General features: G+C 67.5%; 27 protein-coding genes. 17 read left to right on the top strand and 10 right to left on the bottom strand.

From position 1 onward, the window contains the following. Positions 1-355 precede the first annotated feature (355 nt). Complete coding sequence (locus AC1DQJ_RS06015) at positions 356-616, top strand: hypothetical protein (RefSeq protein ID WP_477601256.1); 261 nt, start codon at positions 356-358, stop codon at positions 614-616. A 139-nt stretch (positions 617-755) separates the two neighbouring features. On the opposite strand, the gene AC1DQJ_RS06010 is transcribed toward AC1DQJ_RS06015, so the two are convergent. Beyond that, positions 756-965: a hypothetical protein gene (locus tag AC1DQJ_RS06010; RefSeq protein WP_477601254.1), complete on the bottom strand. Its 210-nt coding sequence runs from the start codon at positions 963-965 to the stop codon at positions 756-758. 151 nt (positions 966-1,116) lie between these two features. Here AC1DQJ_RS06010 and AC1DQJ_RS06005 point away from each other — a divergent pair, with 151 nt between their 5' ends. The 5 genes from AC1DQJ_RS06005 (at position 1,117) to hfsH (ending at position 7,082) form a co-directional block, all read left to right on the top strand. Continuing rightward, positions 1,117-2,106 (top strand): alpha/beta fold hydrolase, encoded by a 990-nt coding sequence (locus AC1DQJ_RS06005; protein ID WP_477601252.1) that lies wholly within the window; start codon positions 1,117-1,119, stop codon positions 2,104-2,106. A gap of 238 nt (positions 2,107-2,344) precedes the next feature. Further along, on the top strand, positions 2,345-3,871 hold the full coding sequence (gene hfsE / locus AC1DQJ_RS06000) for a polysaccharide biosynthesis protein HfsE (protein ID WP_477601250.1): 1,527 nt from the start codon (positions 2,345-2,347) through the stop codon (positions 3,869-3,871). Positions 3,872-3,955: 84 nt separating this feature from the next. Next, positions 3,956-5,392 (top strand): polysaccharide biosynthesis protein HfsF, encoded by a 1,437-nt coding sequence (hfsF, locus tag AC1DQJ_RS05995; RefSeq protein WP_477601248.1) that lies wholly within the window; start codon positions 3,956-3,958, stop codon positions 5,390-5,392. Continuing rightward, entirely contained in the window at positions 5,389-6,321 is a 933-nt protein-coding gene (gene hfsG / locus AC1DQJ_RS05990) for a polysaccharide biosynthesis protein HfsG (RefSeq protein WP_477601246.1), read from the top strand. The genes hfsF and hfsG overlap by 4 nt, the downstream gene beginning before the upstream one ends. After that, positions 6,321-7,082 carry an oligosaccharide deacetylase HfsH gene (gene hfsH / locus AC1DQJ_RS05985; RefSeq protein ID WP_477601244.1) on the top strand — a complete coding sequence of 254 codons (762 nt, stop codon included), beginning with the start codon at positions 6,321-6,323 and terminating at the stop codon, positions 7,080-7,082. The genes hfsG and hfsH overlap by 1 nt, the downstream gene beginning before the upstream one ends. Here the strand turns inward: hfsH and AC1DQJ_RS05980 are convergent. From AC1DQJ_RS05980 to AC1DQJ_RS05970, 3 genes are read right to left on the bottom strand one after another with little or no spacing between them, the layout of a single operon-like run. After that, positions 7,079-8,344: an O-antigen ligase family protein gene (locus tag AC1DQJ_RS05980; protein WP_477601242.1), complete on the bottom strand. Its 1,266-nt coding sequence runs from the start codon at positions 8,342-8,344 to the stop codon at positions 7,079-7,081. The genes hfsH and AC1DQJ_RS05980 overlap by 4 nt on opposite strands. Beyond that, entirely contained in the window at positions 8,341-9,042 is a 702-nt protein-coding gene (locus AC1DQJ_RS05975) for a P-loop NTPase family protein (RefSeq protein WP_477601240.1), read from the bottom strand. The genes AC1DQJ_RS05980 and AC1DQJ_RS05975 overlap by 4 nt, the downstream gene beginning before the upstream one ends. 53 nt (positions 9,043-9,095) lie before the next feature. After that, positions 9,096-10,517: a GumC family protein gene (locus AC1DQJ_RS05970; RefSeq protein ID WP_477601238.1), complete on the bottom strand. Its 1,422-nt coding sequence runs from the start codon at positions 10,515-10,517 to the stop codon at positions 9,096-9,098. 193 nt (positions 10,518-10,710) lie between these two features. On the opposite strand from AC1DQJ_RS05970, the gene AC1DQJ_RS05965 reads away from it, so the two are divergent. Next, positions 10,711-11,430 (top strand): polysaccharide biosynthesis/export family protein, encoded by a 720-nt coding sequence (locus AC1DQJ_RS05965; protein ID WP_477601236.1) that lies wholly within the window; start codon positions 10,711-10,713, stop codon positions 11,428-11,430. 10 nt (positions 11,431-11,440) lie between these two features. On the opposite strand, the gene AC1DQJ_RS05960 is transcribed toward AC1DQJ_RS05965, so the two are convergent. Next, complete coding sequence (locus tag AC1DQJ_RS05960) at positions 11,441-11,707, bottom strand: sel1 repeat family protein (RefSeq protein ID WP_477601234.1); 267 nt, start codon at positions 11,705-11,707, stop codon at positions 11,441-11,443. Positions 11,708-12,055: 348 nt separating this feature from the next. Here AC1DQJ_RS05960 and AC1DQJ_RS05955 point away from each other — a divergent pair, with 348 nt between their 5' ends. Further along, positions 12,056-12,577, top strand: coding sequence for an RcnB family protein (locus tag AC1DQJ_RS05955; RefSeq protein WP_477601232.1), 522 nt, complete (start codon positions 12,056-12,058; stop codon positions 12,575-12,577). 47 nt (positions 12,578-12,624) lie between these two features. Here the strand turns inward: AC1DQJ_RS05955 and gatB are convergent, their stop codons facing one another. Then, on the bottom strand, positions 12,625-14,121 hold the full coding sequence (gene gatB / locus AC1DQJ_RS05950; RefSeq protein ID WP_477601230.1) for an Asp-tRNA(Asn)/Glu-tRNA(Gln) amidotransferase subunit GatB: 1,497 nt from the start codon (positions 14,119-14,121) through the stop codon (positions 12,625-12,627). Between the two features lie 169 nt (positions 14,122-14,290). Here gatB and AC1DQJ_RS05945 point away from each other — a divergent pair, with 169 nt between their 5' ends. Next, complete coding sequence (locus tag AC1DQJ_RS05945; protein WP_477601228.1) at positions 14,291-14,611, top strand: hypothetical protein; 321 nt, start codon at positions 14,291-14,293, stop codon at positions 14,609-14,611. A gap of 168 nt (positions 14,612-14,779) precedes the next feature. Continuing rightward, a complete protein-coding gene (locus tag AC1DQJ_RS05940; protein WP_477601226.1) occupies positions 14,780-15,697 on the top strand; it encodes a slipin family protein in 918 nt (305 codons plus the stop codon). 16 nt (positions 15,698-15,713) lie between these two features. On the opposite strand, the gene gatA is transcribed toward AC1DQJ_RS05940, so the two are convergent. Both gatA and gatC read right to left on the bottom strand, forming a co-directional pair. After that, positions 15,714-17,186 (bottom strand): Asp-tRNA(Asn)/Glu-tRNA(Gln) amidotransferase subunit GatA, encoded by a 1,473-nt coding sequence (gatA, locus tag AC1DQJ_RS05935; protein WP_477601224.1) that lies wholly within the window; start codon positions 17,184-17,186, stop codon positions 15,714-15,716. Beyond that, positions 17,187-17,474 carry an Asp-tRNA(Asn)/Glu-tRNA(Gln) amidotransferase subunit GatC gene (gene gatC / locus AC1DQJ_RS05930; protein WP_477601222.1) on the bottom strand — a complete coding sequence of 96 codons (288 nt, stop codon included), beginning with the start codon at positions 17,472-17,474 and terminating at the stop codon, positions 17,187-17,189. It abuts the gene before it with no gap. A 78-nt stretch (positions 17,475-17,552) separates the two neighbouring features. On the opposite strand from gatC, the gene ruvX reads away from it, so the two are divergent. Further along, on the top strand, positions 17,553-18,026 hold the full coding sequence (gene ruvX, locus AC1DQJ_RS05925) for a Holliday junction resolvase RuvX (protein WP_477601220.1): 474 nt from the start codon (positions 17,553-17,555) through the stop codon (positions 18,024-18,026). Here the strand turns inward: ruvX and AC1DQJ_RS05920 are convergent. Further along, positions 18,023-18,394, bottom strand: coding sequence for a PilZ domain-containing protein (locus AC1DQJ_RS05920; protein WP_477601218.1), 372 nt, complete (start codon positions 18,392-18,394; stop codon positions 18,023-18,025). The genes ruvX and AC1DQJ_RS05920 overlap by 4 nt on opposite strands. Positions 18,395-18,531: 137 nt before the next feature. Here AC1DQJ_RS05920 and AC1DQJ_RS05915 point away from each other — a divergent pair, with 137 nt between their 5' ends. Genes AC1DQJ_RS05915 through pyrC form a run of 3 tightly spaced genes read left to right on the top strand, consistent with a single transcriptional unit; the run spans position 18,532 to position 21,382 of the window. Next, on the top strand, positions 18,532-19,509 hold the full coding sequence (locus tag AC1DQJ_RS05915) for an aspartate carbamoyltransferase catalytic subunit (RefSeq protein ID WP_477601216.1): 978 nt from the start codon (positions 18,532-18,534) through the stop codon (positions 19,507-19,509). Beyond that, positions 19,509-20,099, top strand: coding sequence for an LOG family protein (locus tag AC1DQJ_RS05910; protein WP_477601214.1), 591 nt, complete (start codon positions 19,509-19,511; stop codon positions 20,097-20,099). Before AC1DQJ_RS05915 ends, AC1DQJ_RS05910 begins: the two co-directional genes overlap by 1 nt. Continuing rightward, positions 20,096-21,382: a dihydroorotase gene (pyrC, locus tag AC1DQJ_RS05905; RefSeq protein ID WP_477601212.1), complete on the top strand. Its 1,287-nt coding sequence runs from the start codon at positions 20,096-20,098 to the stop codon at positions 21,380-21,382. Before AC1DQJ_RS05910 ends, pyrC begins: the two co-directional genes overlap by 4 nt. 4 nt (positions 21,383-21,386) lie before the next feature. Here pyrC and AC1DQJ_RS05900 read toward each other — a convergent pair whose 3' ends face one another. Then, positions 21,387-21,860, bottom strand: coding sequence for a DUF4440 domain-containing protein (locus tag AC1DQJ_RS05900; protein WP_477601210.1), 474 nt, complete (start codon positions 21,858-21,860; stop codon positions 21,387-21,389). A 227-nt stretch (positions 21,861-22,087) separates the two neighbouring features. Here AC1DQJ_RS05900 and plsY point away from each other — a divergent pair, with 227 nt between their 5' ends. The 3 genes from plsY (at position 22,088) to topA (ending at position 26,573) form a co-directional block, all read left to right on the top strand. Next, positions 22,088-22,732 (top strand): glycerol-3-phosphate 1-O-acyltransferase PlsY, encoded by a 645-nt coding sequence (plsY, locus tag AC1DQJ_RS05895; RefSeq protein WP_477601208.1) that lies wholly within the window; start codon positions 22,088-22,090, stop codon positions 22,730-22,732. Continuing rightward, positions 22,729-23,823 carry a DNA-processing protein DprA gene (gene dprA, locus AC1DQJ_RS05890; protein ID WP_477601206.1) on the top strand — a complete coding sequence of 365 codons (1,095 nt, stop codon included), beginning with the start codon at positions 22,729-22,731 and terminating at the stop codon, positions 23,821-23,823. Before plsY ends, dprA begins: the two co-directional genes overlap by 4 nt. A gap of 89 nt (positions 23,824-23,912) precedes the next feature. After that, positions 23,913-26,573 carry a type I DNA topoisomerase gene (gene topA / locus AC1DQJ_RS05885; RefSeq protein ID WP_477601204.1) on the top strand — a complete coding sequence of 887 codons (2,661 nt, stop codon included), beginning with the start codon at positions 23,913-23,915 and terminating at the stop codon, positions 26,571-26,573. Positions 26,574-26,634: the final 61 nt, after the last annotated feature.

Here is a 26,634-nt window from a genome sequence, read left to right as displayed (position 1 = left end):
ACGGCCGCACATGCACTGAAGGTTAATAGAGTGTCAACAACCCTGGGCCAGCAATGACAGGTTTGCACCTGTACATCTCAGCTTTGCGCGCACGGTATTCTCTTCTCAGGGGATTTATGTTCGCTATGCGACATAGGCCTGGGCAATCTCGGACGGCAATTCGCTGCTAATTTGCTGACCTACTTGCAATCATACGCCGCCCCAGGCGATTGAGAGCCATCTCGGGCGGTCGATGAGTAAAAGACCGAAACATCTATACTTGAGGCCGCATCTCGGCAGTCGAGCGGCGAAAGTTTTCGGGTTGAGCCAGCCGACTTTAGGGTTAATTCTGTGAATCCACCCTAGGTTCTTGGTCATGAGCGATCCCCTGCACGAGCGGCTGGACGCGAAGATCGGCGAGCTTCGCGCCGCCGGGCGTTCGGTCAGCCTGATCTGCGCCTGCCCAGGCGATATTCAGCAGTTGTTTGCCGAGGTGGGCGAAACGGCCATTCTCCTCGACTGCGACCCGAACCGTGACACGGCCTGGTACCGCGACGTCGAGCTGAATGCGTCTGCGGAGCCAGGAACCTGGCTGCTGGTGCCCAGCGAAGCCGGCGAGCAGCGCATACCCGTCTAGACCGGCACGTGACTTGCTGCGCGCTCCCATAGCGGGACACTCGCGCACCAAAACGAGCCCATCGTCCCAGTGCGCGCTGCCGGCGCTCCATGCGTCGGCGAAAGCGGGGGAGCGCGTACGCGCGCTCCCCTTGCTCTCGTCAGGTCAGAGGCTTGCTGTAGCGACGATTGGCGCGCACGGCGTCGAGGCTCTCGGCGTAGGTGTCGAGGATCCACTTGCGTGTCGCGGGCTTTTCCTTGCCGTCCCTCGAAAAAGACACGCCCTCGGCCTCAGCGATGCGTTCCATGAGCTTGAAGGCAATGTGCTCGGGGGTGTTGTCACCGCCGTGCGAAACAAACTGATCGGCCACGCCAAACTCCAGCCTCTACTAGGACCAACGGAGCGTGAGAAGACTTCGGTCAAGCCTCGCCCCGCGCCTGAACGTGCGCATCGCATTGCGGTTGCACTGCGGTCAGGCGTTCTCCTAGAGAGGTTGGCCTTAGACTAGCTCGGAGCCGACAATGCGACGAACCGCGTATGCCCTCGTCGCCGCCCTCGCCCTGTCAGGTCCCAGCGCCGCCGCCATCTCAGCCGACGAAGTCTCAGCCCACCCGGAGTTGCTGGTGCGCCTCGCTGACGGCCGGAGGATCAACTTCCGCTGCGCTGGCAAAGGCGCCCCGACCGTACTGCTGGAGGGCGGCTACGGCGCCACCGCGCTCGGCTGGGGAAAGGTCAAAACGGCCATCGGCGGGGGCTATCGCGTCTGCTCCTATGACCGGGCCGGCGCCGGCTTCTCCGATCCGGGCCCCCTTCCCCGGGATGGCGAAGCCATCGCCCGCGACTTGGACCATGCGCTGCACGCCGCCCGTATCGAGGGTCCCTACATCCTGGTCGGACACTCGGCGGGCGCGTTGTACATGCGACTGTTCTCCAACCTGCGCCCCAGCGAAATCGTCGGCATGGTGCTTGTCGATCCCTCGGTCGAGCATCAGGACAAGCGCTTCGCGGCGGTGTTCGGCCCCGGAGCCGGCGGGGTGGAACAGCTGATCGAGCGCGCCTCGCTCTGCCTCCAAGCCGCGGAGGCCGGGCAGCTTCCCTCCGCCACCCCCGAGCTGGCGCGGTGCGTGCCCCAGCCGCGCGCCGACCTGCCGCCCGCAGTCAATCGCTCGCGCGCGGCGGAGGCCATGCGCCCCTCCGGCTGGCGGACGCGAATTTCAGAACTGGAAACGCTCTGGAGCGCGACCTCCGACCAGTTGGACGCCGGCCGACAATCCTACGACGACCTGCCGCTGATCGTGCTGACCGCTGACGGGACCTACTCGTCCGCCCCGGAGGAGTACCGCGCCCCGCTGGCCGAGCTCTGGTCGCAGCTACACCGTGAACTCGCCGCCCGCTCGACCAAGGGTATCAATCGCCAGATCAACGACAGCTCGCACATGATGATGACCGATAAACCAGACGTTGTTGGCGCCGCCATTCGAGAAATTGCCCGCCAGTCAATGCAGGATTGAGTCGATCAACTGCGCCGCACCGCAGATGTGTAAGCAACCCGCCGGCGTTCGGCAGTTCTTTCGCCAATGTGGCGCCGTTGACATTGCGCCAGCGGCCAATCCGCAGCCAAATGGGCCTGGATACGCAACGCGATTAGTTTACAGAGGGCTTAGAACAAAAACACCGGTACGTTAACCGCTCGCACAGACGCCCCATGGCAGGGTGGCGCTTGTCACTCCCCTACAATTCCGGTCCGATATGTCTCTCGCTGCTCCCTTCAAGCCCGGCGCACTGACTGACCGCCGCGCGCGGCGTCAGGCGGACGCCGACGCCGAAGCCGCCTGGACCGAACCTGGCCGCGACCGCCGCGGTCCGCTACGCCCCGAGAAACTGACCCCAACCCGGCTGCGGATGTCCGGCCGGATGCTGACCGGGTTCTTCCAGGGCGGCGACGCCTTGGCGCTCGTGCTCGGCGGCCTGACCGCCGCGGCCCTGACGCACGGCGCTGACGTGCTGCTGATCTACGGCGGTGCGGCCCTGGCGGCCTTCGCCAGCCTGCGGCTGTTCGACTGCTACAAGTTCGGGCGGCGCGAAGACCTGGCCATGCATTTGATGCGGGTCACCGTCGCCTTCGCCGTCGCCGTGGCCATGTGCTTCGCCGTGCTGACCCATTTCGTCGGCGTGATCATGCTGGCCGCCTCTCTGGGCGTGTGGACGCCCCTCGCCTTCCTCTGCGTGGCGACCGCCCACAGTCTGTGGTGGGTCAACGTCAAACGCTGGCGCAGCAACGGACGACTGACGCCCAATCTGGTGATCGTCGGAGCCACCGGCGCGGCCGAGCGTCTGATCGAGGCGATCCTCGAAACCCGCGAGGCCAACGTCCTGGGCGTCTTCGACGACCGGGCCGAGCGCAGCGCCGCCGGCCTGCGCCGCGTTCCGCTGCTGGGCGGCACCGACGAACTGCTGGCCCACCGCATCATGCCCTTCGTCGACCGCATCGTCATTACGGTGCCCTCCGGCGCCCGCGAGCGCGTACACGCCTTGCTTGAGCGGCTGAGCGTTTTGCCCAATGAAATCACCCTGCTGCTTGACCGCGAAGGCGAGGCCGAAGAGGCCGAGGCCATCGACCGGATCGCCAACATCCGGCTGACCCGGGTTTCCGGCGCAGAGATCGATCAGGGCAAGGCCCTGGCAAAGCGCGCCCAGGACCTGATCATCGGCTCCATCGCCCTGTTCATGGCGACGCCGATCATGCTGATGGTGGCGATCGCCGTGCGGCTGGACAGTCCTGGTCCGGTGTTCTTCCGCCAGCGCCGCCATGGCTTCAACAACGAAGAGATCGTGGTCTGGAAGTTCCGCTCGATGCGGACCGAGACTGCCGACGCCAAGGCCTCGCGCCAGATCAGCGCCGACGACGACCGCGTCACCCGCGTCGGCAAGTTCATCCGCAAAACCAGCCTCGATGAGCTGCCGCAACTGATCAACGTCCTGACCGGCGAGATGTCGCTGGTCGGCCCGCGGCCGCACGCCATCGGCATGAAGACCGGCGAGGTCGAGAGTTCGCGTCTGGTCGCCGAATACGCCCATCGCCACCGCATGAAGCCGGGCATGACCGGCTGGGCCGCGATCCACGGCTCGCGCGGGGCCATCGACACCCCGGAAAAGGTCCGCCAGCGGGTCGCTCTGGACGTCGAGTACATCGAGCGCCAATCCTTTTGGCTCGATATCTACATCATGTTCATGACCGTCCCCTGCCTGCTCGGGGACTCAGAAACCATCCGCTGAACCGCGGCCGCTTAACGGTTTGCAATCGGTCTTCGGGGCAGACTGTCCGCAGGCGCGGCGGTTTGGGCGCGGAGGGGCGGTTTGATGTTCTGGCGGGGGGTAGTCGGCTATCTGCCGGTCAACATCGTCCAGGGCCTGGTCGGCCTGCTGACGATCGTCACCTTCACCCGCCTGCTCTCTCCCAGCCAGTTCGGCGACTACGCCCTTGGCTTCACGCTGATGAGCCTGCTTCACACGGCGGTCTTCACCTGGAACGAAGCGGCGCTGGCCCGCTACTGGGCCGGTGAGGCCGATCGCGACGGCGGCCGCGATCTCGCCGCAACCGTTTACCGCACCTGGATGATCCTGCTCGCCGCCGTCCCGGCCGCCTGCATGGTCGCCCTGCTGCTGCCGCTCAATCCGGGACTGAAGCTGGCCGCGGTTTGCGGCCTGATCTCGGTCCTGCCCCGGACCTTCACCAAACTCGCCCAGGAACGTCGCCGCGCAGCCGGCGAAGTCAGCGGTTCGGCCGCTATCGACCTGGCGCAGACGCTCGGCGGCTTCGCTTTCGGCGCAAGCCTGGCGCTGGCCGGTTTGGGCGGCGCGGCGCCGCTGCTGGGCGGAGCCGTCGCCTCGGGCCTATGCGCGCTCTGGTGCTTCCGCTCAGAGTACGGCAAGGGCGCCGGCGGCTTGGCCCAAGCCCCGCGCGCATTGCGTCACGCCGGCTACGGCGTTCCCGTGGCGTTGTCGCTGATCCTGGCCCTGGTGCTCTCCAGCACCGACCGCTTCCTGCTGGCCGCCTTTCTCGATGAGGCGGCGGTGGGCGTCTATCACGCCGGCTACAGCCTCGCGAACCGCACCCTCGACGTGGTGTTCATCTGGCTCGGTGCGGCCGGCGGCCCGGCCCTGATCATGGCCCTGGAGCGCGGCGGCCGTGAAGCCCTCCTCCCCGCGGCCCGCGAGCAGGCCTCGCTGATGCTGCTGCTGACGTTTCCAGCGGCGGTGGGCCTGGCCATGGTCTCGGCGCCGCTGGCCCAGCTGATGATCGGCCCTGCGCTCGCCGCCGGCGCCGCGAAGGTCACGCCGTGGATCGCCGCCAGCGGCCTGCTCGCGGGGCTCACCACCTACTACTTCCACCAGGCCTTCACCCTGGGCCAGCGCACGGTCTTCCTGCTGGCGGCCATGGCCATCCCGGCCCTCGCGAACCTTGGTCTCAACCTTGTGCTGATCCCACGCTTGGGCCTGCAGGGCGCGCTGATCTCGACCCTCGCCAGCTATGGCTTGGGCCTGGCCGCCTCCGCCGCCCTTGGCCGCCGCCTCATGGCCCTGCCCGTCCCCTGGCTGACTTTAGTTCAGGCCGGCGGCGCCAGCGCGCTGATGGCGCTGGCCGTCCATCAGGTCCCGGCCATCGGCGGCCTGCAAGAACTGGCCGCAAAGGCCGCGCTCGGCGCGCTCGTCTATGGCGCCATCACCTATTTCATCGACGCCGGGGGTCTGCGCAGCCGCGCTCTCCGCACCCTGCGCGCCCGGAACCCAGCATGACCGCTTCCCAGACCGTCACCCAGTTCGACAACACCGCCTGGGGCCGTGGCGGCGCGCGCCTGTCGGTGCTGATCCCGTTCAAGGGCGACGATCCGATCCCGCTGTTGGCCGCCCTGTCTCGCGACACCTGCGCCGCAGAGATCGTGATCCTCGACGACGGTTCGGACGACCCGGAGCTTTCGGCCGAGGTCGAGGCCGCCATCGGCGTTCTCGGCCTGCCGGCGCGCTTCGTCCGCCTGGCCCGCAACGAGGGCCGTTCGCGCGGCCGCAACCGCCTGGTCTCTCACGCGCGTACTGACAGGTTCCTGTTCCTCGACAGCGATATGCTGCCGGATGACGACCACTTTCTCGGCCGTTGGCTGCATGTGATCGACGCCGAGGATCCGCCCGTCGCGTTCGGCGGCTTCTCGCTCAAGCAGGTCCCGCCCCGCCGGGACCAGGCGCTGCACCGCTCGATGGCCGCCCACAGCGACTGCCTGGACGCCGCCGCCCGCAGTCTCACGCCCGAGAAGCACGTGTTCACCTCCAACCTGCTGGTCCGCCGCGACGTGTTCGAGGCCGAAGCCTTCGACGAGAGCTTCATCGGCTGGGGCTGGGAAGACGTCGAATGGGGCATGCGCGTCGCCCGCCGCTGGCCGATCCAGCACCTGGACAATCCGGCCACCCACCTGGGGCTCGACACCGCCCGCGCCATCGCCGCCAAGTATGAGCAGTCGGCCGCCAACTTCGCCCGTGTGGTCGCCGCTCATCCGGCGGTGGTCAGCAGCTATCCCAGCTACCGCGTCGCCAAGCTGCTGAAGCGCGCGCCCATGCGCGGGGTCTGGCGTCCGATGCTCAAGCAGTACGCCCTGGCCGAAGCCGCGCCTTTGGCCAGTCGCGCCCTGGCCATGCGGCTCTATCGCGCCGCGCTCTACGCCGAGGCGGTCTGATGCAGCAGGAACAAGCCTACGCCGCCGATGCGTCGCTGAGGGGCAAGCTGCGCCGCCGCGTGGCGCGCCTGGCCCATCGCCGGCCCCTGCACACCGCTCCGGGTCGCCCGATGCTGTCGTTCAGCTTCGACGACGCTCCGCTGACCGCCGCGACGACGGGAGCAAAGATCCTGGAATCCCGCGGCCTGCGCGGCACATTCTACGTTTCGGCGGGCTTGGCGGGTCAGGATGCCCCGATGGGGGTCTGCGCCCGTTCAGAGGACTACAGCCGCCTGGCCGCCGCGGGCCACGAGATCGCCTGCCACACCTTCTCCCACCTCGACTGCGGCCGCGCCTCCGCGGCCCAGGCTCAGGACGAGGCCGACCGCAACGTCAGTGTCCTGGCCGACTGGGGCGTCAGCGACGTGGTCAGCTTCGCCTATCCCTACGGCGACGTCGCCGCCGGGCCCAAGGGCGCGCTGGCACGCCGCTACTCCACGCTGCGCGGCCTGCACCACGGGATCATCGAGAAGGGCACCGATCTCAACCAGGCCCCCTCGGTGGGGATCGAGGGCGAGCACGGCGAGACGGCCGCGCGCCGCTGGCTGGCCGAGGCTCTGGTGCGCAAGGCCTGGCTGATCCTCTACACTCACGACGTGGCGCCTCAGCGCTCCGCCTGGGGGTGCACGCCGGATGGCTTCGCCAAGATCATCGACGAGGCGCTCGAAGCCGGATTTGAGATCGGCACCGTCGCCGAGATTTCTCGCCGGCTCGCGATCTAGAGCGAGGGGTCACGCACCTCGCGGTCGGGCCAAACCAATTTGGTCGCCACCATGACGAACATCATCCACCGGAAATCGTGGAAGGTGACGGCGATGCTCTCCGTCAGGCTCATCAGGCTGTAGACGATCAGGAACGGCACGGCGAAGTACGCTCCGGAGCTGCGGAACAGCGCCACCGCCGCCAGCATCAGGGTCTGCAGGTAGGTCAGCCCGAACGCGGCGAGACCGAACACGCCCAGGCCCAGCCACTGCTCGATCCAGGCGCTGTGTGCGTGGATAGGGGTGAAGCCGGCGTCCTTGATGATCCAGGCCAGCGGCGTCCAGGGCCCCTTCACGTCCCAGATCACCCCGTAGCCGTAGCCCGTCCAGGGGCGCAGCTCGATCTGCCGCATGGCCGCCGCCCAGATCTTGGTGCGCCCAGTCAGGGTGGCGTCCTTGCCGAGTATCTCGAAGAACAGGTCGCCCGCGAACAGGAAGACCCCCGCCACCATGGCGACGCACAGGGCGCCGAGCCAGATGGTTGCGACGCCGATGGCCGGGCTCCGACGCACCAGGAACACCAGCACGATTCCCCCCGCCCCCAGCATCAGCGAGACCAGCGATGTCTTGGAGGTCGACATCAGCACCAGCAGCAGCGCCACGGCCGCGAACGGCAGCCACAACTTGGCGCGGGACGGATTCAGCGCTGCGGCCGCTGCCAACACGATGAAGCCCAGGGCCATGATGCCGCCTAGCGCGTTCTTCTCCGGCCAGACCCCGCGCCAGGCGCCGGGGAACAGTTCGTGCATCACCCCGATCGAGGGGACGGCCAGCGAAACCAGCAGCGCCACCACCGTGAGGAAGGCGAAGCTTCCGGCCAGGATCTCGGTCAGATCCGCCCATCGGTAGCGGGCAGCGAGCATCACCCCGCCTAGGGTGGTGAACCCCAGCGCGATCGCCCGCCGAAAGGTCTGGTCGGGCGCAATCGACCACAGGGTCGAGGCCGCCGCGATGAGCAGCAGCAGCACCAGGAACGGCTGGCGCGCGAGGGCCAGCAGCCCCGCCCTCGGTGAAATCAGCAGCAGGGCAGCGGCGGCTCCGTATGCGGGCAGGTAGAGCGCCCGCACCAGGCCGCTGGCCGACGGATTGCCCGCCTCCCCGAGCAACGGAAACACCCAGAACTGGCTGTAGGTGAGGAAGATCAGCGCCGCGGCGCCGATGGTCAGGGCTCGCCAGGCGGTGAGCGGTGGCGCGGCGTCCTGGCCCGCCAGCGCCTGGGTCACGGCAGGATCGCCTTCAGGAAGGCCGGCGTCTCGACCACCGCGCGATTGAAGAACAGGCCGGTGACATTCCCCCCGGCGCTGGCGATGGCGTCGCGCAGCTGGGCGGGCGCGCGTACGTCGGCCTGGTCGGCCGACACCACCAGTACGGTCTGGTCCATAAAGGGGGCGACCGCCAATGGGGCGCGGGAGCGGTCGGGCGCGGGCCCGTCAACGATGATCACCTCGGCGAACTTGCGCAGGGCGTTCCAGTAGTCGGCGGTCGGGACGATCTGCACCGCCTGGCGACCGACCAGGCGTTCGCGCATGAACCGCGTCACCCACCAACGCGCGGCGCCGACGCGGTAGGCGGCCAGGTAGCGGGCGTCAGGCCAGATCTCCCCCTCAGCGGTGCGCGCCGGCGGTTGCACTGTGTAGAAGGTCGAGCCGTCCGGACTCGCCTGCACGGCTTGCGAAAGTACGCCGTAGCGACCGGCCTCGGCGGCGATGGCCGCGTGCTGGGAGGCGGTGGCCAGGTCGAGATCGACCAGCCAGACGGAGCGTCCAGCCTTTCGAGCAGCATAGTGCGCCAGCTCGCGAGCGACCGTCGAGGCTCCCTCCCCGCTGCGCGCCGCCGTGACCTGGATGATCCGCGCACGGCCGGGCGCAGGCGACCCTAGGGACGCCCACAGTTCGGCCATCTCGGTACTCAGATCGACCATTCCCCGAATCGCAGCCCGCCCAATCGCCGCAGGCTACCGCAAACCGCGTATATCTACCGAGCCTTCAAGGGCGCGGCGCCCAGGATCGGAAGGTCCAGCGTGCGGGACGCCGATCGCGCCGTCGGCAGGCCCGGCCGCATGAACATCGCCAGCAGACCCGCGCAGAGTGCGGTGAATCCGGCGAACAGGAACGCCAGCATCACCACCGGCTTGCGCAGGCTCTTGCCCTTGGTCGGTGCGATGGCGCGCTGGACGATACGAATGTTGTCATTGGAGCGTGCGGCGATCTCCTGCGCCGCACGGCTCTGCTCTTCCTTGACCGAGAAGTCGCGGACGCTGGTCTGCAGAACGTCGCGGTTCAGCGACAGCTCCTGGAACCGCGGCTCAAGCTCGGCCAGCCGCAGCCGCCGCTCGGTCAACCGGTCGATCTGGTCGTTCAGTTCGACCTGCGCGCGCTTCAATGCGCCGACCTCGGAAGCGAGCTGGATCCGTTCGGTCTGCAGGGTCTGGTAGACAGGGTTGATCCCGATCCGTCGAACCCCCTCGCCCAGGGTGCGGCCGGCCGCGATGCCGGCCTCGAGCTGAGCGATCTGGGCGTCGAGCTCCTGCACCGGGCGGGCGTCGGCGCGGTAGCGGGAGAGCACCTCCTCGCGCTGGAGCTTCAGGGCGACGAGCTTTTCGCCCGGCGCGCCGGAGACGTCGCGATAGAGGCCCACCTCGGACGCCACTTGGCCCAACTGGCTGTTGAGGGTCGCCAGGCGGCCGATGCGGTCCTGCAACTGCGTGTCGGTTTGGTATTTCTGCTGCTCAATCTGCGCCTGCAGCTGTGAGAGCGACGCCTTCTCGGCCACGAAGTCGCCGATCCGGTTGGAGCTGAGGAACTCTTCGTAGGCGGCGTCAGCCTCGCTCAGGCGGCCTTCGAACAGTCGGCGCTGTTGCTCCAGCGCCGGGGAACTGGGATCAAGCAGCACCGTGCGGCGATAAATCAGATACTCCTCGAGCAGGGTGTTGAGAATGAGCGCCGCGGTCTGCGGATCGTTGTGGCTGAACCCCACACGGACGATCGGCGTGTCAGGGGCGGTCTCGATCTCCAGACCCTGTTCCATGGCGCGCACAGCCAGGCCCATGATCGCTTTTTTCTCGGCGGCCGAGCCCCTGGCGTACTTCTCGGCCAGTTGCGGGTAGGTCTTGGCCAGGCCCAGACGCTCAATCACACGCAACTTCAGCGGACCTGCGCCAAGAATCTCGGTTTCAGACTGGATGACCTGGTCGGAATCCAGGACCGCGCCGCGGCCGGCGTCGCCGGCCCTGGGTTCGTAGACATATTCCTGGCCCAGCCTGACCAGCACGCTGGAATAGGCCTGGTAGCTGGTCTTCATGGCCAGGGCCGCCAGAACCCCCAGCACGCAGATCGCCAGGAAGATGGCCAGCATAAGGTAGCGTTCGCGCCAGAGCAGAATCGGGAGGTCGGTCAACGCATAGCGTGGACGCGCCGCCCAGACCAAAGCCGGTCCGGCCTGTTGCGATCGTCCTGTCCACGCACCCTGCGCCACTTGAGAATCTCGGCCCTGCAACACTTAAGGCGGACCCTGCGAGGCCGCGATTAATGTTCCGTTACCCATTCTCCTTAACCTCTGCGCCATGCTTCAGAAGCGCCGTCCAATTCCCGTGCTGACCGCCTGTGTCGGCTTCCTCCTAACCGGCTGCGCCACGCCGACTGCGCCGCAGATGGCTGTGATGGGCGCCAAACAGCCCGCCCCGGCCCCGCGCGAGCCGACGTTCAGCAACATCCCGTATGCGAGCTGGACCGACTATGAGCCGGACTACCGGTTTTATCCCGGGGACGAGTTAGAGGTGGCGGTGCCTTCGGCGCCGGAACTGACCAAGACCGTGACCGTCCAACCCGACGGGCGCATTACGCTGCCGCTGATTGGGCCAGTGATGGCTGCCGATCGCACGATCGGCCAGGTGCAAACCAGCATCGCCCAGGCCTATTCGACCCAATTGCTGCGCCCGCAGGTGGACGTGACCGCCAAGGCGGCCCCGCTGAAAGTGTTCGTGGGGGGAGAGGTCGGCAATCCCGGGATCATCGACTTGAGCGGCGACGCCGACGCCCTGCGCGCAGTGATTCAGGCGGGGGACTTCCGCAGCAGTGCTGATCGGAGCGGCGTCTATATCATCCGCCGCGGGCCCGACGGGCGGGGCATGGTCCGTCGAGCGGACCTGCTGAACGGCCTGAGCAACGCCGAGGCGGATCTGGTGCCGCTTCGACGGTACGACATCATCTACGTGCCGAGGAGCGGCGTCGCCGAAGCCAACCTGCACATGCAGCAATATTTCCGCGACATGCTGCCGATCCCGTTCAGCTACGCAGCGGCGGCACCGTAGACCGCGACGGTCAGCCGTGGGCCAGCCACTCGCGGGCCTGCCGCTGAGCTTCGGCGACGTCCTCGGACGGCATCTCCTGGCTCAGTTCCTTGCGGTAGACCTTGGCTTCGATCGAACCGCGCATGGCGGCCAGATTGAACAACATGTGCGCCGAGACGTAGTCCAGCGGCGCCCCGCCCTGCCCGGTCGAATAGAGCAGCCCCATCTTGAAGAGCTCGTCGCCGCTCGCATCGGCGGTAGGCAGCGGCAGCCCCTCGTTTTCCACGCTGATAAGCATGACTTCGTTTCCCTAGCCCCGCCGCCTCGTCCCCATTCTGGGTTCCGATAACGGCGATCCTGAACCCAGATAAGTCGATGCTGACTGAAGATAGGGTTAATCGCGAAAACGCAGTGTTTTGGCCGCGTCGACTTTGACTATTCGTTGCTTTTACTGACTGGAAAGCTCCGTATCCAGAACCTTAAGATCGACTGCCTCCCCTTCTCCGTGGACGCGTGGGGGCATACCGTTGCGCTAGCGGCTGCAGCTGGCGGTCAAACTGACAGTTCTGTTCAGGTCGAGTTCAGGCGCTATGGCCAAGTTTGAAGCCAAGGGACTTGAGTTGATTGGAGCCAGGAGGCCCACAGTATGAAACGCCTTATCCTTACCCTTGCGGCGGCCGCTGACGTCGCTGGCCCCATGGCGTTCAGCGCGACCTCGGCCCTAGCTGACGACGAGCGCCGCGGTGGCCGACACGAGCAGCGCTGGGACCGCGGCGACAATCGCTGGGATCACAGGGACGATAGGCGCGACGACCGCCGCGATGACCGGCGAAACTACGGCCGCAACGATCGCTGGAACGGTCACGACAACGGCCGGCACAACGGCTGGGACCGTGGTCGTCACAACGGTTACTACTACAATAATCGCTGGTACTACGGCCCACCGCCGCAAGCCTATTACGGCAATCCGTACTACCGCCCGGGATACGCCTCCTGGCGTCGCGGCGCAGCTCTGCCGCCCTACTACCGCGGCTATGTCGTGAACGACTACTACCGCTACCACCTGCGCCAACCGCCGCACGGCTACGCCTGGTATCGGGTTGGCGACGACTATCTGCTGGCCGCCCTCGCGAGCGGAATCATCTTTGACATCATCGCCAACAACTAGCTGATCTGAAATGAAAAACGCCCCGGAGGAAACTCCGGGGCGTTCTGCTATTCGATGCCCAGCTTGGCTTTCAGAAGCTGGTTCACGGACCCCGGATTGGCCTTGCCGCCGGTGGCCTTCATGACCTGGCCGACGAACCAGCCGATCGCCTGGGGCTTCTCCTTCACCGCCGAGGCCTGACCCGGATTGGCGGCGATCAAATCCTCGATGATCTTCTCGAGCGCGCCGGTGTCGGACACCTGCTGCAGGCCCTGCTTCTCGACGATCTCCCGCGGGCGGCCTTCGCCGGCCCACATGCGCTCGAACACGTCCTTGGCGATCTTGGAGGAGATCACCCCTTCCTCGATCAGCGCCACCAGCTCGGCGATCGCGTCGGGCTTCAGCGGGCTGTTCTCGATGTCGAGCCCGCCGGCGGTCAGCTTGGCGGCCAGTTCGTTGGTCACCCAGTTGGACACCAGCTTGGCGTCGCGGCCCTTGGCGGCTTCCTCGAAGAAGTCCGCGCGCGCCTGCTCGGTGATCAGCACGCCGGCGTCATAGGCCGACAGGCCGTACTGCGATTGCAGGCGGGCCTTCTTGGCGTCCGGCAGCTCGGGGAGCGAGGCCTCGATCCGTTTGACCCAGGCCGGGTCCAGCTCCAGCGGCAGCAGGTCCGGATCGGGGAAATAGCGATAGTCGTGCGCCTCTTCCTTCGAGCGCATCGAGCGGGTCTCGCCCTTGCCCGGGTCGAACAGGCGGGTCTCCTGGTCGATCTTGCCGCCGTCCTCGAGGATCTCGATCTGCCGGCGCGCCTCGTACTCGATCGCCTGCTGGATGAAGCGGTAGGAGTTGACGTTCTTGATCTCGCAGCGCGTGCCCAGGTGGCTGAAATCACCAGTCTCACGGAACTTCTCGTAGGCCCCGGGACGGCAGACCGAGACGTTCACGTCAGCGCGCAGGTTGCCCTTCTCCATGTCCCCATCACAGGTGCCGAGGTAGACGAGGATCGTGCGCAGCTTCTTCACATAGGCCGCGGCCTCGGCCGACGAGCGCATGTGGGGGCGCGAGACGATCTCCATCAGCGCCGTGCCGGCCCGATTCAGGTCGACATAGGTCGAGTTCGGGTCCTGGTCGTGCAGGCTCTTGCCGGCGTCCTGCTCCAGGTGCAGGCGCTCGATGCCGACCGCGAAGGTCGTGCCGTCATCGTGCTCGACGATGACCTCGCCCTCGCCGACGATCGGATCCTTGAACTGGCTGATCTGATAGCCCTGCGGCAGGTCCGGATAGAAGTAGTTCTTCCGGTCGAAATGGCTCTTCAGATTGATCTGCGCCTTGAGGCCCAGACCGGTCTTCACCGCCTGCTCGACGCAGTGCCTGTTGATGACCGGCAGCATGCCCGGCATGGCGGCGTCAACGAGCGCCACCTGCTCGTTCGGGCCCGCGCCGAATCCCACCGCCGCGCCGGAAAACAGCTTGGCGTTCGAGGCGACCTGAGCGTGAACCTCCAGGCCCAGAACCACTTCCCATTGGCCGGTGCGGCCAGCGATCAACTTCGACGTATCAGTCATGCGCCGTTCTTTAGAGCGTGGTCGGCAAAAGTGGAAACCGGTTTTGCGCCCGATCACGCTCCAAGGCGAAGACGCGCGGCAATGGGGCGCCGGCCGGGTCGAAATCCCTTGCGCAAAAGGCGGAAGCGGAGCTGAAATCCGCGCCTCAACCGGGGAGAGGAAACACCCAATGAAGAAACTGCTCACGGCCGCGCTCGTCGGCGCCACGCTTTCATTCGGCGCTCTGGCGGCCGCTCCGGCCCTGGCCCAGGACGCTCACGCCGGCCACGGCGCGGCGCTGTCGGCCGAGAACACGCCGATCGCCGACATCGCCGCCACGCCGGAAGGCAAGGCCGTCCTCGACAAAAATCTGCCGGGTCTGACCAGCCACGAGGCCTATGAGCAGTTCAAGGGCATGAGCCTCAAGCAGGTCCAACCCATGTCGGGCGGGCAGATCACCGACGACCAGATCAAGGCCGTCCAGGCCGACCTGGACAAGACCAAGAAGTAGGATCCGTCCACTTCGGATATCCAGAAACCCCCGCTCTTTAGGAGCGGGGGTTTTTTGTTGCGCTTCAATGCGCTCCGGCCGCAACCGTGGCCGCAGGGCGTGCGTTTTTACAGCGAGGCGGCGCCAGCGCATGGGCGCCGGGGCGCCGCGCCTCGGCAGGAGGTTCCGATGCGTCGGACCAGCGCTATTCCCCTAACCGTCTTCCTTCTCATTCTCGCTGTCAGCTACGGATTGGCCTACCTGGCGTTCGCTGCGGGCGCCTGGGCCGCCTCGGTCTGGGTCGGGAGCCTTGGGCTGCTCTGCGCCGGCCTGGTCGGCGCGGCGATCAAGATCGCCAGCCAGTGGGAGCGCGCGGTGGTCCTGCGCCTGGGTCGCTTCCAGGCCCTTCGCGGGCCCGGGATGTTCTTCATTATCCCGATCGTCGACTCGATCGCCTATTGGATCGACATCCGGGTCATCACCTCCACGTTCAAGGCCGAGAAGACCCTCACCAAAGACACGGTTCCGGTCGATGTGGACGCGGTGCTGTTCTGGCGGGTGATCGACCCGCAGAAGGCCGCCCTCGACGTCGAGGACTACAGCGTCGCCATAGCTTGGGCCGCACAAACCGCCCTGCGCGACGTCATCGGCAAGACCATGCTGGCCGACATGCTCGAGGGTCGCGAGAAGATCAGCCGCGAGCTGGGACGCATCATCGACGAGCGCAGCCAGCCCTGGGGCGTCAACGTCATCTCTGTCGAGTTGAAGGACGTGCTGATACCGGCCTCCTTGGAGGACGCCATGTCCATGCAGGCCCAGGCCGAACGCGAACGTCAGGCCCGCATCATCCTCGGCGATTCCGAACGCCAGGTGGCCGCGAAGTTCCAGGAGGCCGCCCGCACCTATGCGGACGACCCGACGGCCTTCCACCTGCGGGCCATGAACATGCTCTACGAGGGCCTGAAGCAGAACTCGACCATCGTCGTGGTGCCCTCGAGCGCGGTCGAGACCATGAACCTGGGCGGCCTGGCCGGCACGACGGCGCTTGGCCTGCAACTGGCCAAGCCCCGCGCGCAGAAACCGACCGTGGTGCGGCCGGCCGCCTAGACCGGTTAGAGCGGGCCTACCACCACTTGGCGGGCTTGGCTTTGAAGTCCGCCGCCTTCTCGATGGCGCCGCCGAGCGAGAACAGCGTGCCCTCGTCCAACGCCTTGCCGATCAGCTGCAGGCCGAGCGGCAGGCCGTTGGCGTCGACCCCGGCCGGGATGCTCATGCCCGGCAGGCCCGCCAGGTTCACCGTCACCGTGAAGATGTCGTTGAGGTACATCGCCACCGGGTCGTCGGCGTTCTCGCCCAGACCGAACGCCGCGGACGGCGCGGTCGGGGTCAGCAGCGCGTCGACCTTCTGGAAGGCCTGGTCGAAGTCGTCGGCGATCCGCCGGCGGACCTTCAGCGCCTTGACGTAGTAGGCGTCGTAGTAGCCAGCCGAGAGCACGTAGGTGCCGATCAGGATCCGGCGCTTCACCTCGGCGCCGAAGCCGGCGGCGCGGGTGTTCTCGTAGGTCTCGGTGAGGTTCGCGCCGCTCTCGCGCAGGCCGTAGCGCATGCCGTCATAGCGGGCGAGGTTCGACGACGCCTCGGCCGGCGCGACGATGTAGTAGGCCGGCAGGGCGTACTTGGTGTGCGGCAGCGAGACCTCGACGATCTCGCAGCCGGCTTCCTTCAGCCAGGCGATGCCCTGCTCCCAGAGCTTCTCGATCTCCGGCGGCATGCCGTCGACGCGGTATTCCTTCGGAATTCCGATCCGCAGGCCCTTCACCGACTTGCCAACAAAGCTCGGGAAGTCCGGCGTGGCGATGTCGAGGCTGGTGGAATCCTTGGGGTCATGGCCCGCCATGGACTTCAGCAGGATCGCCGCGTCCTCGACGGTCTTGGCGATCGGGCCCGCCTGGTCGAGCGACGAGGCGAAGGCGACGATGCCCCAGCGCGAGCAGCGGCCGTAGGTCGGCTTGATCCCGACCGTGCCGGTGAAGGCGGCCGGCTGGCGGATCGAGCCGCCGGTGTCGGTCGCCGTGGCGCCCAGGCAGAGGTCGGCGGCGACGGCGGCCGCCGAGCCGCCGGACGAACCGCCCGGGGTCAGCTTGGCGTTGGAGCCTTCCGAGCGCCAGGGATTCACCACCGGCCCAAAGGCCGACGTCTCGTTGGACGAGCCCATGGCGAACTCGTCGAGGTTCAGCTTGCCCAGCATCACCGCGCCGTCACGCCAGAGGTTGGCCGTGACGCTCGACTCGTAGGTCGGAATGAAGTTGCCGAGGATGTTCGAGCAGGCCGTCGAGCGCACGCCCTCGGTGCAGAACAGGTCCTTGATGCCCAGCGGCGCGCCGTCCAGAGCGCCGGCCTCGCCCTTGGCGCGGCGGGCGTCTGAGGCCTTGGCCATCTCGATGGCCTTTTCCGGGGTTTCCAGGATGAAGGCGTTCAGCGGCTTGGCGGCCGCCACAGCGTCCACGTGGGCCTTGGTCAGCTCCTCGGAGGAGAACGCCTTGTCGGCCAGGCCGTCGAGCGCGGCCTTCAGCGTGAGTTGGGTGAGCGCAGACATCTATTCCACCACCTTCGGCACGACGTAGAAGCCATCGACGGTCTTCGGCGCGTTCGACAACACCCTGGCGGAGTCGCCCCCGTCGGTGACCACGTCTTCGCGCATCGGCAGCGCGACGGCCACGGCCGAGGTCATCGGCGCGACTCCGTCCGTGTTCACCTCGTTCAGCTGCTCGATCCAGGACATGATCCCGGTCAGCTCCTTGGCGAGCGCTTCCAGCTTCTCCTCGGGCTCGGCGATCCGCGCGAGCCTCGCGACCTTACGAACGGTCGCGGCGTCGATGGCCATGGGGCCCTCCTAATGGTTCGAGGCAGGGGTTAGCCGTGTGGGCCTCCCTTTGACAAGCGATGACCGCTAAGAAGCGCCATGGCTGTTGTCGATCTGACCGAACTTCCCGCCCTCCTGCCCCGCTATTCAGCCCTGATAGGGCTCGATCTGGGGGAGAAGACCATCGGCGTGGCCGTGTCCGACGTCACCCGCATGGTGGCGACGCCGCTCGAGCTCATCCGCAAGACCAAGTTCACCGCCGAGGCCAACCGGCTGTTCGCCCTGATCGACGAACGGCAGATCGGCGCGATCGTCATCGGCCTGCCGATCAATATGGACGGGACCGAGGGGACGCGCTGCCAGTCCAACCGCGCCTTCGGCCGCAACCTGCTGCGCCTGCGCGACATTCCCATCGCCTTCTGGGACGAGCGGATGTCGACCATGGCGGTCAACCGGTTCCTGATCGAGGAACTCGACGCCAGCCGCGCCAAGCGCGCCGGGCTGGTCGACCAGATGGCGGCCGGCTGGATCCTGCAGGGCGCCCTGGACCGTCTGAGCGGGCTGCAGGCCTAGCCCAGCACCGCGATCCGCATCTGGCGCAGGGTTTCGCCCAGGCCGTCCTGGGGTCGATCCAGGTCGTAGGTGCGGACGATCTTGAGGCCGAGTTCCGGCAGGTTGCGCCAGGCGACTTCCACCTCGCGGCCCATACCCGTCACCAGGTCCAGGACGCAGAAGGTGTCTGGCGTGGCCTCGTCGCCGGGCAGGCTGATGCGCAGGCCGCCGTCGGACCTGTCGACGATCACGCAGGGCCGGCGTCGCCCACTCGCCTCGACGATCAGGGCCGGAAGCAATACCGGCTCGCGCGGCGTCGCCCGCCGCTCGACCCCGGCATTGGCTCGTGACCAGCGCTCGGCGGTCGTCTTGGCACTTGATCCAGTCATAGGTCGCTCCCGGATAACGGGTTATCCTGAGTCCGCACCGCCGTGACATTCAATTGCAGCTTGGCAAATACAGACTTGGGGACAGGCGTTCCTCTCCCCTTGGCGCCCGCCCCTGCCTCCCCTAAGAGGGCGCTTTAATGAATACGCCACCCACCGGCCTGAACGAGGTCCTCGGCAGGACCTTCCCCTTCCCCAAGCGCCACTTCCTGTCCGTGGTCGATCTGAATCCCGTGGAGGTCACGGGATTGCTGGATCTGGCTGACAGTTTCGTGTCCCTGAACCGCCAGACGTCGAAGAAATTGGACCTGCTCAAGGGCAGGACCCTGATGAACCTGTTCTTCGAGAACTCGACGCGGACCCAGAGCTCCTTCGAGCTAGCCGGCAAGCGGCTGGGCGCGGACGTGGTCAATATGAGCCCGCGCTCGTCGTCGATCTCCAAGGGCGAGACCCTGATCGACACCGCGGTGACCCTGAACGCCATGCAGCCGGACCTGTTGGTCGTGCGCCACTCCTCGTCGGGCGCGGCTTCACTGCTGTCGCAGAAGGTCACCTGCTCGGTGATCAACGCCGGCGACGGTCAGCACGAGCATCCGACGCAGGCGCTGCTGGACATGCTGTCGATGCGCCGCGCGTTCGGCCGGATCGCCGGCCTTCGGGTCGCCATCTGCGGCGATGTCCTGCACAGCCGCGTCGCCCGGTCCAATGTCGGCCTGCTGCAGATGATGGGCGCCGAAGTGCGCCTTGTCGGTCCGCCGACCCTGATGCCCACTGACGCCGAACGCTGGGGCGTCGCCGTCTATCACGACATGCGCAAGGGCATCGCCGGCTGCGACGTGGTGATGATGCTCCGCCTGCAGTTGGAGCGCATGGATGGCGTGATGGCCCCTTCGCAGCGCGAGTACTTCCGCTTCTACGGCCTCGACCGTGAGAAGCTGGCCTTCGCCTCCGACAACGTGCGGGTCATGCACCCCGGCCCGATGAATCGTGGGGTCGAAATCGACTCAGACGTCGCCGACGACCTCAATGTGTCGCTGATCCAGGATCAGGTGGAGATGGGCGTCGCCGCCCGCATGGCGGTGCTGGCCTCCCTCGCCGCGCGCCTGGACAACGACTGATGAGCGCCCTGTCCTCCGTCTGCGTGTTCTGCGGGGCGAGCCCCGGCGGAGACCCGGCCTATCGCGCCGCCGCCGAGGCCATGGGCCGCGAGATCGCCGGCCGCGGCCTGCGGCTGGTCTATGGCGGAGCCAAGGTCGGATTGATGGGCGCGGTGGCCGATGCGGCCCTGGGCGCTGGCGCCGAGGTGATCGGGGTCCTGCCCCACGCGCTGACCGACAAGGAAATCGCCCACGATGGGCTGACCCGCCTGGAGGTTGTCGCCTCGATGCACGAGCGCAAGGCGCGGATGGCCGAGTTGTCCGACGGCTTCATCGCCTTGCCCGGCGGCGCCGGCACCCTGGAGGAGATCTTCGAGATCTGGACCTGGGGCCAGCTCGGCTTCCACGCCAAGCCCGCCGCCTTCCTGAACGTGCGCGGCTACTATGACGGGCTGCGCGCCTTTGTGGACCACGCGGTCGGCGAAGCGTTCCTGAAGGCGCCCCACCGCGACATGCTGATCTTCCGCGAGGATGGCGCCGCCGCGCTGGACGCGCTGGCCGCCTATGTCCCGCCCGTCGTCGAAAAATGGATCGGACGCCCCGAACTATGACCCAACGCCCGACCGCCTTCGTGAACGCCCGCCTTGTCGATCCCGCCAGCGGCTGGGACGGGCCCGGCGCCCTGCTGATCCGGAACGGCAAGATCGCCGACGTCGCCCAGGGCGGCGATCTCGGCAGCCTGTCGGCGGACATCGAGGTGATAGACGCGCGTGGCGCCATGCTGGCCCCAGGCCTAGTCGACCTGCGGGTCAAGACCGGCGAACCCGGCTTCGAGACCAAGGAAACCCTCAAGTCCGCCGCCCTGGCTGCCGCCGCCGGCGGCGTCACCTCGATCGTCCTACAGCCGGACACCAATCCGGTGGTGGACGAGGCCTCGGTGGTCGACTTCATCCTGCGCCGCACCCGCGACATCGAACTGGTGCACGTCTACCCCGCCGGCGCAGCCACCAAGGGGGCCAAGGGCGAGCGCATGGCCGAGATCGGCCTGATGCGCGAAGCCGGCTGCGTCTACGTCACCGACGCCGACCGACCGATCGTCAATTCCAAGGTCCTGCAGCGGGTCCTGGCTTACGCCAAGAGCTTCGACACCCTGGTGGCTCATCGCCCGGCCGATCCGTGGCTGTCGGCCGGCGCCGCCGCCACCGCCGGCGAGTTCGCCGGCCGCATGGGCCTGCCGAGCGTTCCGGCCATCGCCGAGAAGATCATGCTGGAGCGGGACCTGGCCCTGGTCGAACTGACCGGCGCGCGCTTCCTGGTCGACCAGATCACCACGGCCAGCGCCCTCGAGAGCCTGGCGCGCGGCAAGGCCAAGGGCCTTCCGGTGACGGCCACGACTTCGATCAACCACCTGTCGTTCAACGAGATCGACATCGGCGACTACCGAACCTTCCTGAAGTTCGATCCGCCCGTGCGCAGCGAGGGCGACCGCCAAGCGACCATCGAGGCGCTGGCGAGCGGCCTGATCGACATCGTGGTCTCGGCCCACGCTCCGGCCCCGGCCGAGGACAAGCGTCTGCCGTTCGATGAGGCCGCGCCGGGCGCCGTGGGCCTGCAGACCCTCCTCCCCGCCCTTCTGTCGTTCCAGGACCGCCTGCCGCTGATCGATCTGATGCGGACGGTGACCAGCCGCCCGGCGGAGCTCCTGGGCCTGCCCGCCGGTACGCTGGCCAAGGGCGCGCCCGCTGACCTGGTGGTGTGCGATCTCAACGCGCCCATCGTCGTCGATCTCGACAAGCTGAAGTCCAAGTCGCGCAACTCGCCTTTCGACGGCCGTCGGCTGTTCGGCGAAGTGCAGATGACCCTGGTCGACGGCCGCGTGGTCTACCGGATCTGAGCGATCATTTCGCCGCGCTGGCCCGTGGCCCGGTCCAGGCCCAGCCAGCGATCTTCCAGTCGCCCGCCTCTCGCTTGAGAACGAAGGTCATCTGGGCGACCTCGCGCATCGACACACCCTTCTCCTTGAAGGCGTAGGTGGCCGGGACGATCACGTAGGCGCTGTCGCCGGCCACCTCTTCGCGGGTCGCCGCACCGATCGCGACGGACTCTCCCGAACGCCCGCGGGCGGCGCTGTCCTTGCCCAACGCCACCCCCCAGGCGTTAAAGGCGCCAGGACCGCTCCACAGATGCGGCGCGGGTTCGTCGATAATGACTGCGTCCGCGGTGTGGGTGGCGGCAGCGGCCGTCATGTCCGCCTTGTTGAAGCTGTCGATGAACTGGCGAATAGGCGCGGCAAGTTCTGGGTCGGCGCCGGCCGCATCGGAAGCGGCAGAAAGCGCAGCCAACCAGACAAGACCGAACAACAACGATCGCATGTGTCCCTCCTAGCCCTGATCCGTCCCCTTCCCGTGCTGAAATCATAGACCCGGAACACCTCGGCGGCGACGTCGCCTTGATTGTGAGTTACTCGCCCCGCTCAGGCGGACCGCGAACCGGAACAATTGACGAACACGCCCGTCGCAGCCAAGCTGTCGCCCCGGTTCAGGGTGACGGGCGCCGGCCGCCCGGCTACGACTGCGAGTCGAATGAGTGGGGAAACGCAATGCCGACTGAAACGCTGAGCCCAGTGCTGATCGCCGCCGCGGTTATCGGCGGCTACCTCCTGGGTTCGATACCATTCGGCGTGATCGCCACCCGGCTCGGCGGGGCCGGCGACGTGCGTTCCATCGGCTCCGGCAATATCGGAGCCACCAACGTCCTACGCACCGGCCGCAAGGACTTGGCGCTGATCACCCTGCTGGGCGACGGCGGCAAGGGCGCGCTGGCGGTGTTCATCGCCTGGCTGCTGACCCGCGACGCCGGAACCCAGGCCCAAGCGCTGCTGACCTCGCTGGCCGGCGGCTCGGCCTTTCTCGGCCACTTGTTCCCGGTCTGGCTCAAGTTCAAGGGCGGCAAGGGCGTGGCGACCTTCTTCGGCACATTGCTGGCCGCGGCCTGGCCGGTAGGCATGGCGGCTGGCGCAACCTGGATCGTGATGGCTCTGCTGTTCCGGATCTCGTCGCTGGCGGCCCTGACCGCCGTGGCCCTGGCGCCGATCTACGTCTTCCTGCTCGACCGTCCCTACCCGATCGCGGTGATGGCCCTGTTCATGGCGCTGCTGATCTACATCCGCCACAAGGACAACATCGGGCGGCTGCTGAAGGGCGAGGAGCCGAAGATCGGCGGCAAGAAGAAAGAGGCCGCGTGAGCCGAGCGCTGACGCACGCCGCACGCCGCGACTGGCTGCGCCTGGCGCGGACCGAGAACGTCGGCCCGGTCACCTTCGCCAATCTGATCGTGCGCTTCGGCGAAGCCTCGATCGCGCTGGCCGCCTTGCCCGACCTCGCCCGGCGCGGCGGGCGGGTCTCGCCGCTCGGCATTCCGGGCATCGACGAGGTGGAGCAGGAGCTGGCTGCGGGTGAGACTCTCGGCGCACGGCTGCTTTGCGCCTGCGAGGCCGCCTTCCCCGCCCCGCTCGCCGCGCTCGACCCACCCCCGCCAGTGCTGTGGGCGCGAGGCGACGAAACGCTGCTGAACCGCTCGACGGTGGCGGTGGTGGGCGCCCGGGTCGCTTCAGCGGGAGGTCAGCGCTTCGCCCGCGGCCTGGCCGCGGAACTGGGCTCCGCAGGACACGTCGTGGCCTCAGGCATGGCGCGCGGCGTCGACGGCGCCGCCCATGAAGGCGCGCTGTCCACCGGCACGATCGCGGTCCTCGGCGGGGGAATCGACGACGTCTATCCCAGCGAACATCGCAGTCTCTACGAGAGAATCGTCGCTGAGGGCTGCGTGGTGTCGGAGCGCGCGCCGGGCGCCACGGCCACCGCCAAGGACTTCCCGCGCCGCAATCGGATCATCTCCGGATTGTCGCGCGCAGTGGTGGTCGTGGAGGCCGAACTGCGCTCCGGATCGCTCATCACCGCCCGCCTGGCTGCCGAACAGGGGCGCGAAGTCCTGGCGGTTCCCGGCTCGCCGCTGGACCCGAGGGCGCGTGGGACCAACGACCTGATCCGCCAGGGCGCAGCACTCTGCGAAGGCGTCGATGACGTGCTGCGCGCCCTGGAAGGCGGCGGATTGCACGAACCCGAGCGCGGCTTCCAGCACTCGCCCGTAGGCGAGGCGGAGATCGACGCCGTGCGCGAAACCGTCGCCGCTCTGCTCTCGCCGACGCCAGTCTCGCGCGACGAGTTGGTTCGCACGGCGCGCGCTCCGGCCGCCGTGGTTCTGGCCGCCCTGACCGAGCTTGCGCTGGCCGGGCGCGCCGAATTGCTGCCAGGGGGGCTTGTCGCCAGCCTCGGATGAGCCCAGTTGACAGGCCCTAGGCGCCGCCCCCACCTTTCGCGCCCTTGAATTTCGGGCGATCCGCCCAAGCCGCCCCACACAGAGCGACCATGAACCTTCTCGTAGTCGAGAGCCCCGCCAAGGCTAAGACCATCAATAAATACCTGGGTTCGGACTATACGGTCCTGGCCTCCTACGGCCACGTTCGCGACCTGCCGGCGAAGGACGGATCGGTGAGGCCCGACGAGGACTTCGCCATGTCCTGGGACGTTGACGCCAAGGCCGCCAAGCGGCTGAGCGACATCGCCGAGGCGGCCAAGAAGGCTGACCGCATCATCCTGGCCACCGACCCCGACCGCGAAGGAGAGGCGATCTCCTGGCACGTGCTGGAGGTCCTGCAGAAGAAAAAGGTCCTCAAGGACAAGAAGGTCGAGCGGGTGGTGTTCAACGCCATCACCAAGAGCGCCGTGACCGAGGCGATGAAGTCGCCGCGCGACATCGACATGGAGCTGGTCGAGGCCTACCTGGCCCGCCGCGCCCTGGACTACCTGGTCGGCTTTACCCTCTCGCCGGTGCTCTGGCGCAAGCTGCCGGGCTCACGCTCGGCCGGCCGCGTCCAGTCGGTGGCCCTGCGCCTGGTCGTCGACCGCGAGCTCGAGATCGAGAAGTTCAAGACCCAGGAGTACTGGACCGTCGAGGCCGACGTCTCGGCCGGGGCGGAGCCGTTCCTGGCCCGCATGGTCAAGCACGAGGGCAAGCGGCTCTCGAAGTTCGACCTCGGCAATGAAGGCAGCGCCAACACGGCCAAGGCCGCCGTCCAGGCCGCCACCTTCACGGTCGCCGGCGTCGAGAAGAAGCCCGGCCGCCGCTCGCCGCCGCCGCCCTTCACCACCTCGACCCTGCAGCAGGAGGCTTCGCGCAAGCTCGGCTTCTCGGCCCAGCGCACCATGCAGGCCGCGCAGAAGCTGTACGAAGGCATCGACATCGGCGGCGAGACGGTCGGTCTGATCACCTACATGCGGACCGACGGCGTGCAGGCCGCGCCCGAAGCGCTGGATGAAGCTCGCGTTGTGATCGGCGGCGTCTACGGCAAGGAATACGTCCCCGAGACCGCCCGCATCTACAAGACCAAGGCCAAGAACGCCCAGGAGGCGCACGAAGCCATCCGTCCGACCAGCCTGGCCCGCAACCCCGGGTCCCTGCGGCTGGAGAGCGACCTGGGCCGTCTCTACGAGCTGATCTGGAAGCGGATGATCGCCTCGCAGATGGAGTCGGCGCGGATCGAGCGCACGACGATCGAGCTGGAGAGCGCGGACGGCAAGACCGGCATGCGCGCCACCGGCCAGGTGGTGTTGTTCGACGGCTATCTGGCGGTCTACGAAGAAGGCCGCGACGACGCCGACGACGAGGAAGGCGGACGCCTGCCCCAGGTCAACGAAGGCGCCTCGGCCCGGGTGATCGAGGCCCGCGCCGACCAGCACTTCACCGAACCGCCCCCGCGCTACTCCGAAGCCAGCCTGGTCAAGAAGATGGAAGAGCTCGGCATCGGCCGGCCGTCCACCTACGCCTCGGTGCTGACCGTGCTGCGCGACCGGGAATACGTCCGCATGGACAAGAACCGCTTCGTTCCGGAGGACAAGGGCCGCCTGGTCACCGCGTTCCTGGAGCAGTTCTTCTCGCGCTACGTGGAGTACGACTTCACCGCCGCGCTGGAGGAAAAGCTCGACCTGGTCTCAGCCGGCGAGATGGATTGGAAGGCCCTGCTGCGCGAGTTCTGGCAGGATTTCCACGCCGCCGTCGGCGAGATCGCCGAGCTGCGCGTCACCAACGTGCTCGACGCCCTGAACGAGGCGCTCGGCCCGCACATCTTCCCGGCCAAGGAAGACGGCTCCGACCCGCGTGGCTGCCCGACCTGCGGCACCGGCCGCCTGTCGCTGAAGACCGGCAAGTTCGGGGCCTTCATCGGCTGCTCGAACTATCCGGAGTGCCGTTTCACCCGCCAACTGGCCCAGTCGGACGACGAGGCCGCTCAGGACAACGGCGACCGTGAGCTGGGCGTCGACCCGGTGACCGGCGAGACCGTATTCCTCAAGGCCGGCCGCTTTGGCCCCTACGTCCAGCTCGGCGAAGGCGACAAGCCCAAGCGCTCCAGCCTGCCCAAGGGATGGTCGGCGCCGGCTATGGACCTCGACAAGGGCCTGCGACTGCTGCGCCTGCCGCGCGAGGTCGGGGCTCACCCGGAAGACGGCGGCATGATCTCGGCCGGTATCGGCAGGTTTGGGCCCTTCGTCCTCCACAATGGCACCTATGCGAACCTGCCGAACGTCGATGAGGTGTTCGACGTCGGGCTCAACCGCGCGGTCGCCCTGCTCGCCGAGAAGCGAGCTGGCGGCGGTCGTCCGGGACGCGGCGAGGCTGCGGCGCTGAAGGACCTGGGCGCGCACCCGACCGACGGCGGAGCAGTGAAGGTGCTGGCCGGCCGCTACGGCCCCTACATCAAGCACGGCGCCACCAACGCCAACATCCCCAAGGGCAAGGATCCGCAGGAGATCACCCTGGAGGAAGCCGTCGCGCTGCTGGCCGAACGCGCGGCCAAGGGCGGCGGCAAGAAGGGCAAGGCCGCGGCCAAGCCCAAGGCCGAAAAGGCCGCCCCCGCCAAGAAGACCGCTGCGAAGAAGCCTGCCGCAAAGAAGCCGGCGGCGAAGAAGACCGCCAAGGCCGAGCCCGAACCGGCCACGGTCGGCGGCGCAGCGCCCTGGGACGACGAATAGGCTAAGCGTGGCGGGGACCAAATCCCCGCCACCGCTTCGCGATTCCTGCGTTACAAGGCGG

It is taken from the genome of Phenylobacterium sp. P4_E10 (assembly GCF_056401675.1).
The sequence above is the reverse complement of the archived record's forward strand: the minus strand, read 5'-3'. Positions and strand labels throughout refer to the sequence as shown.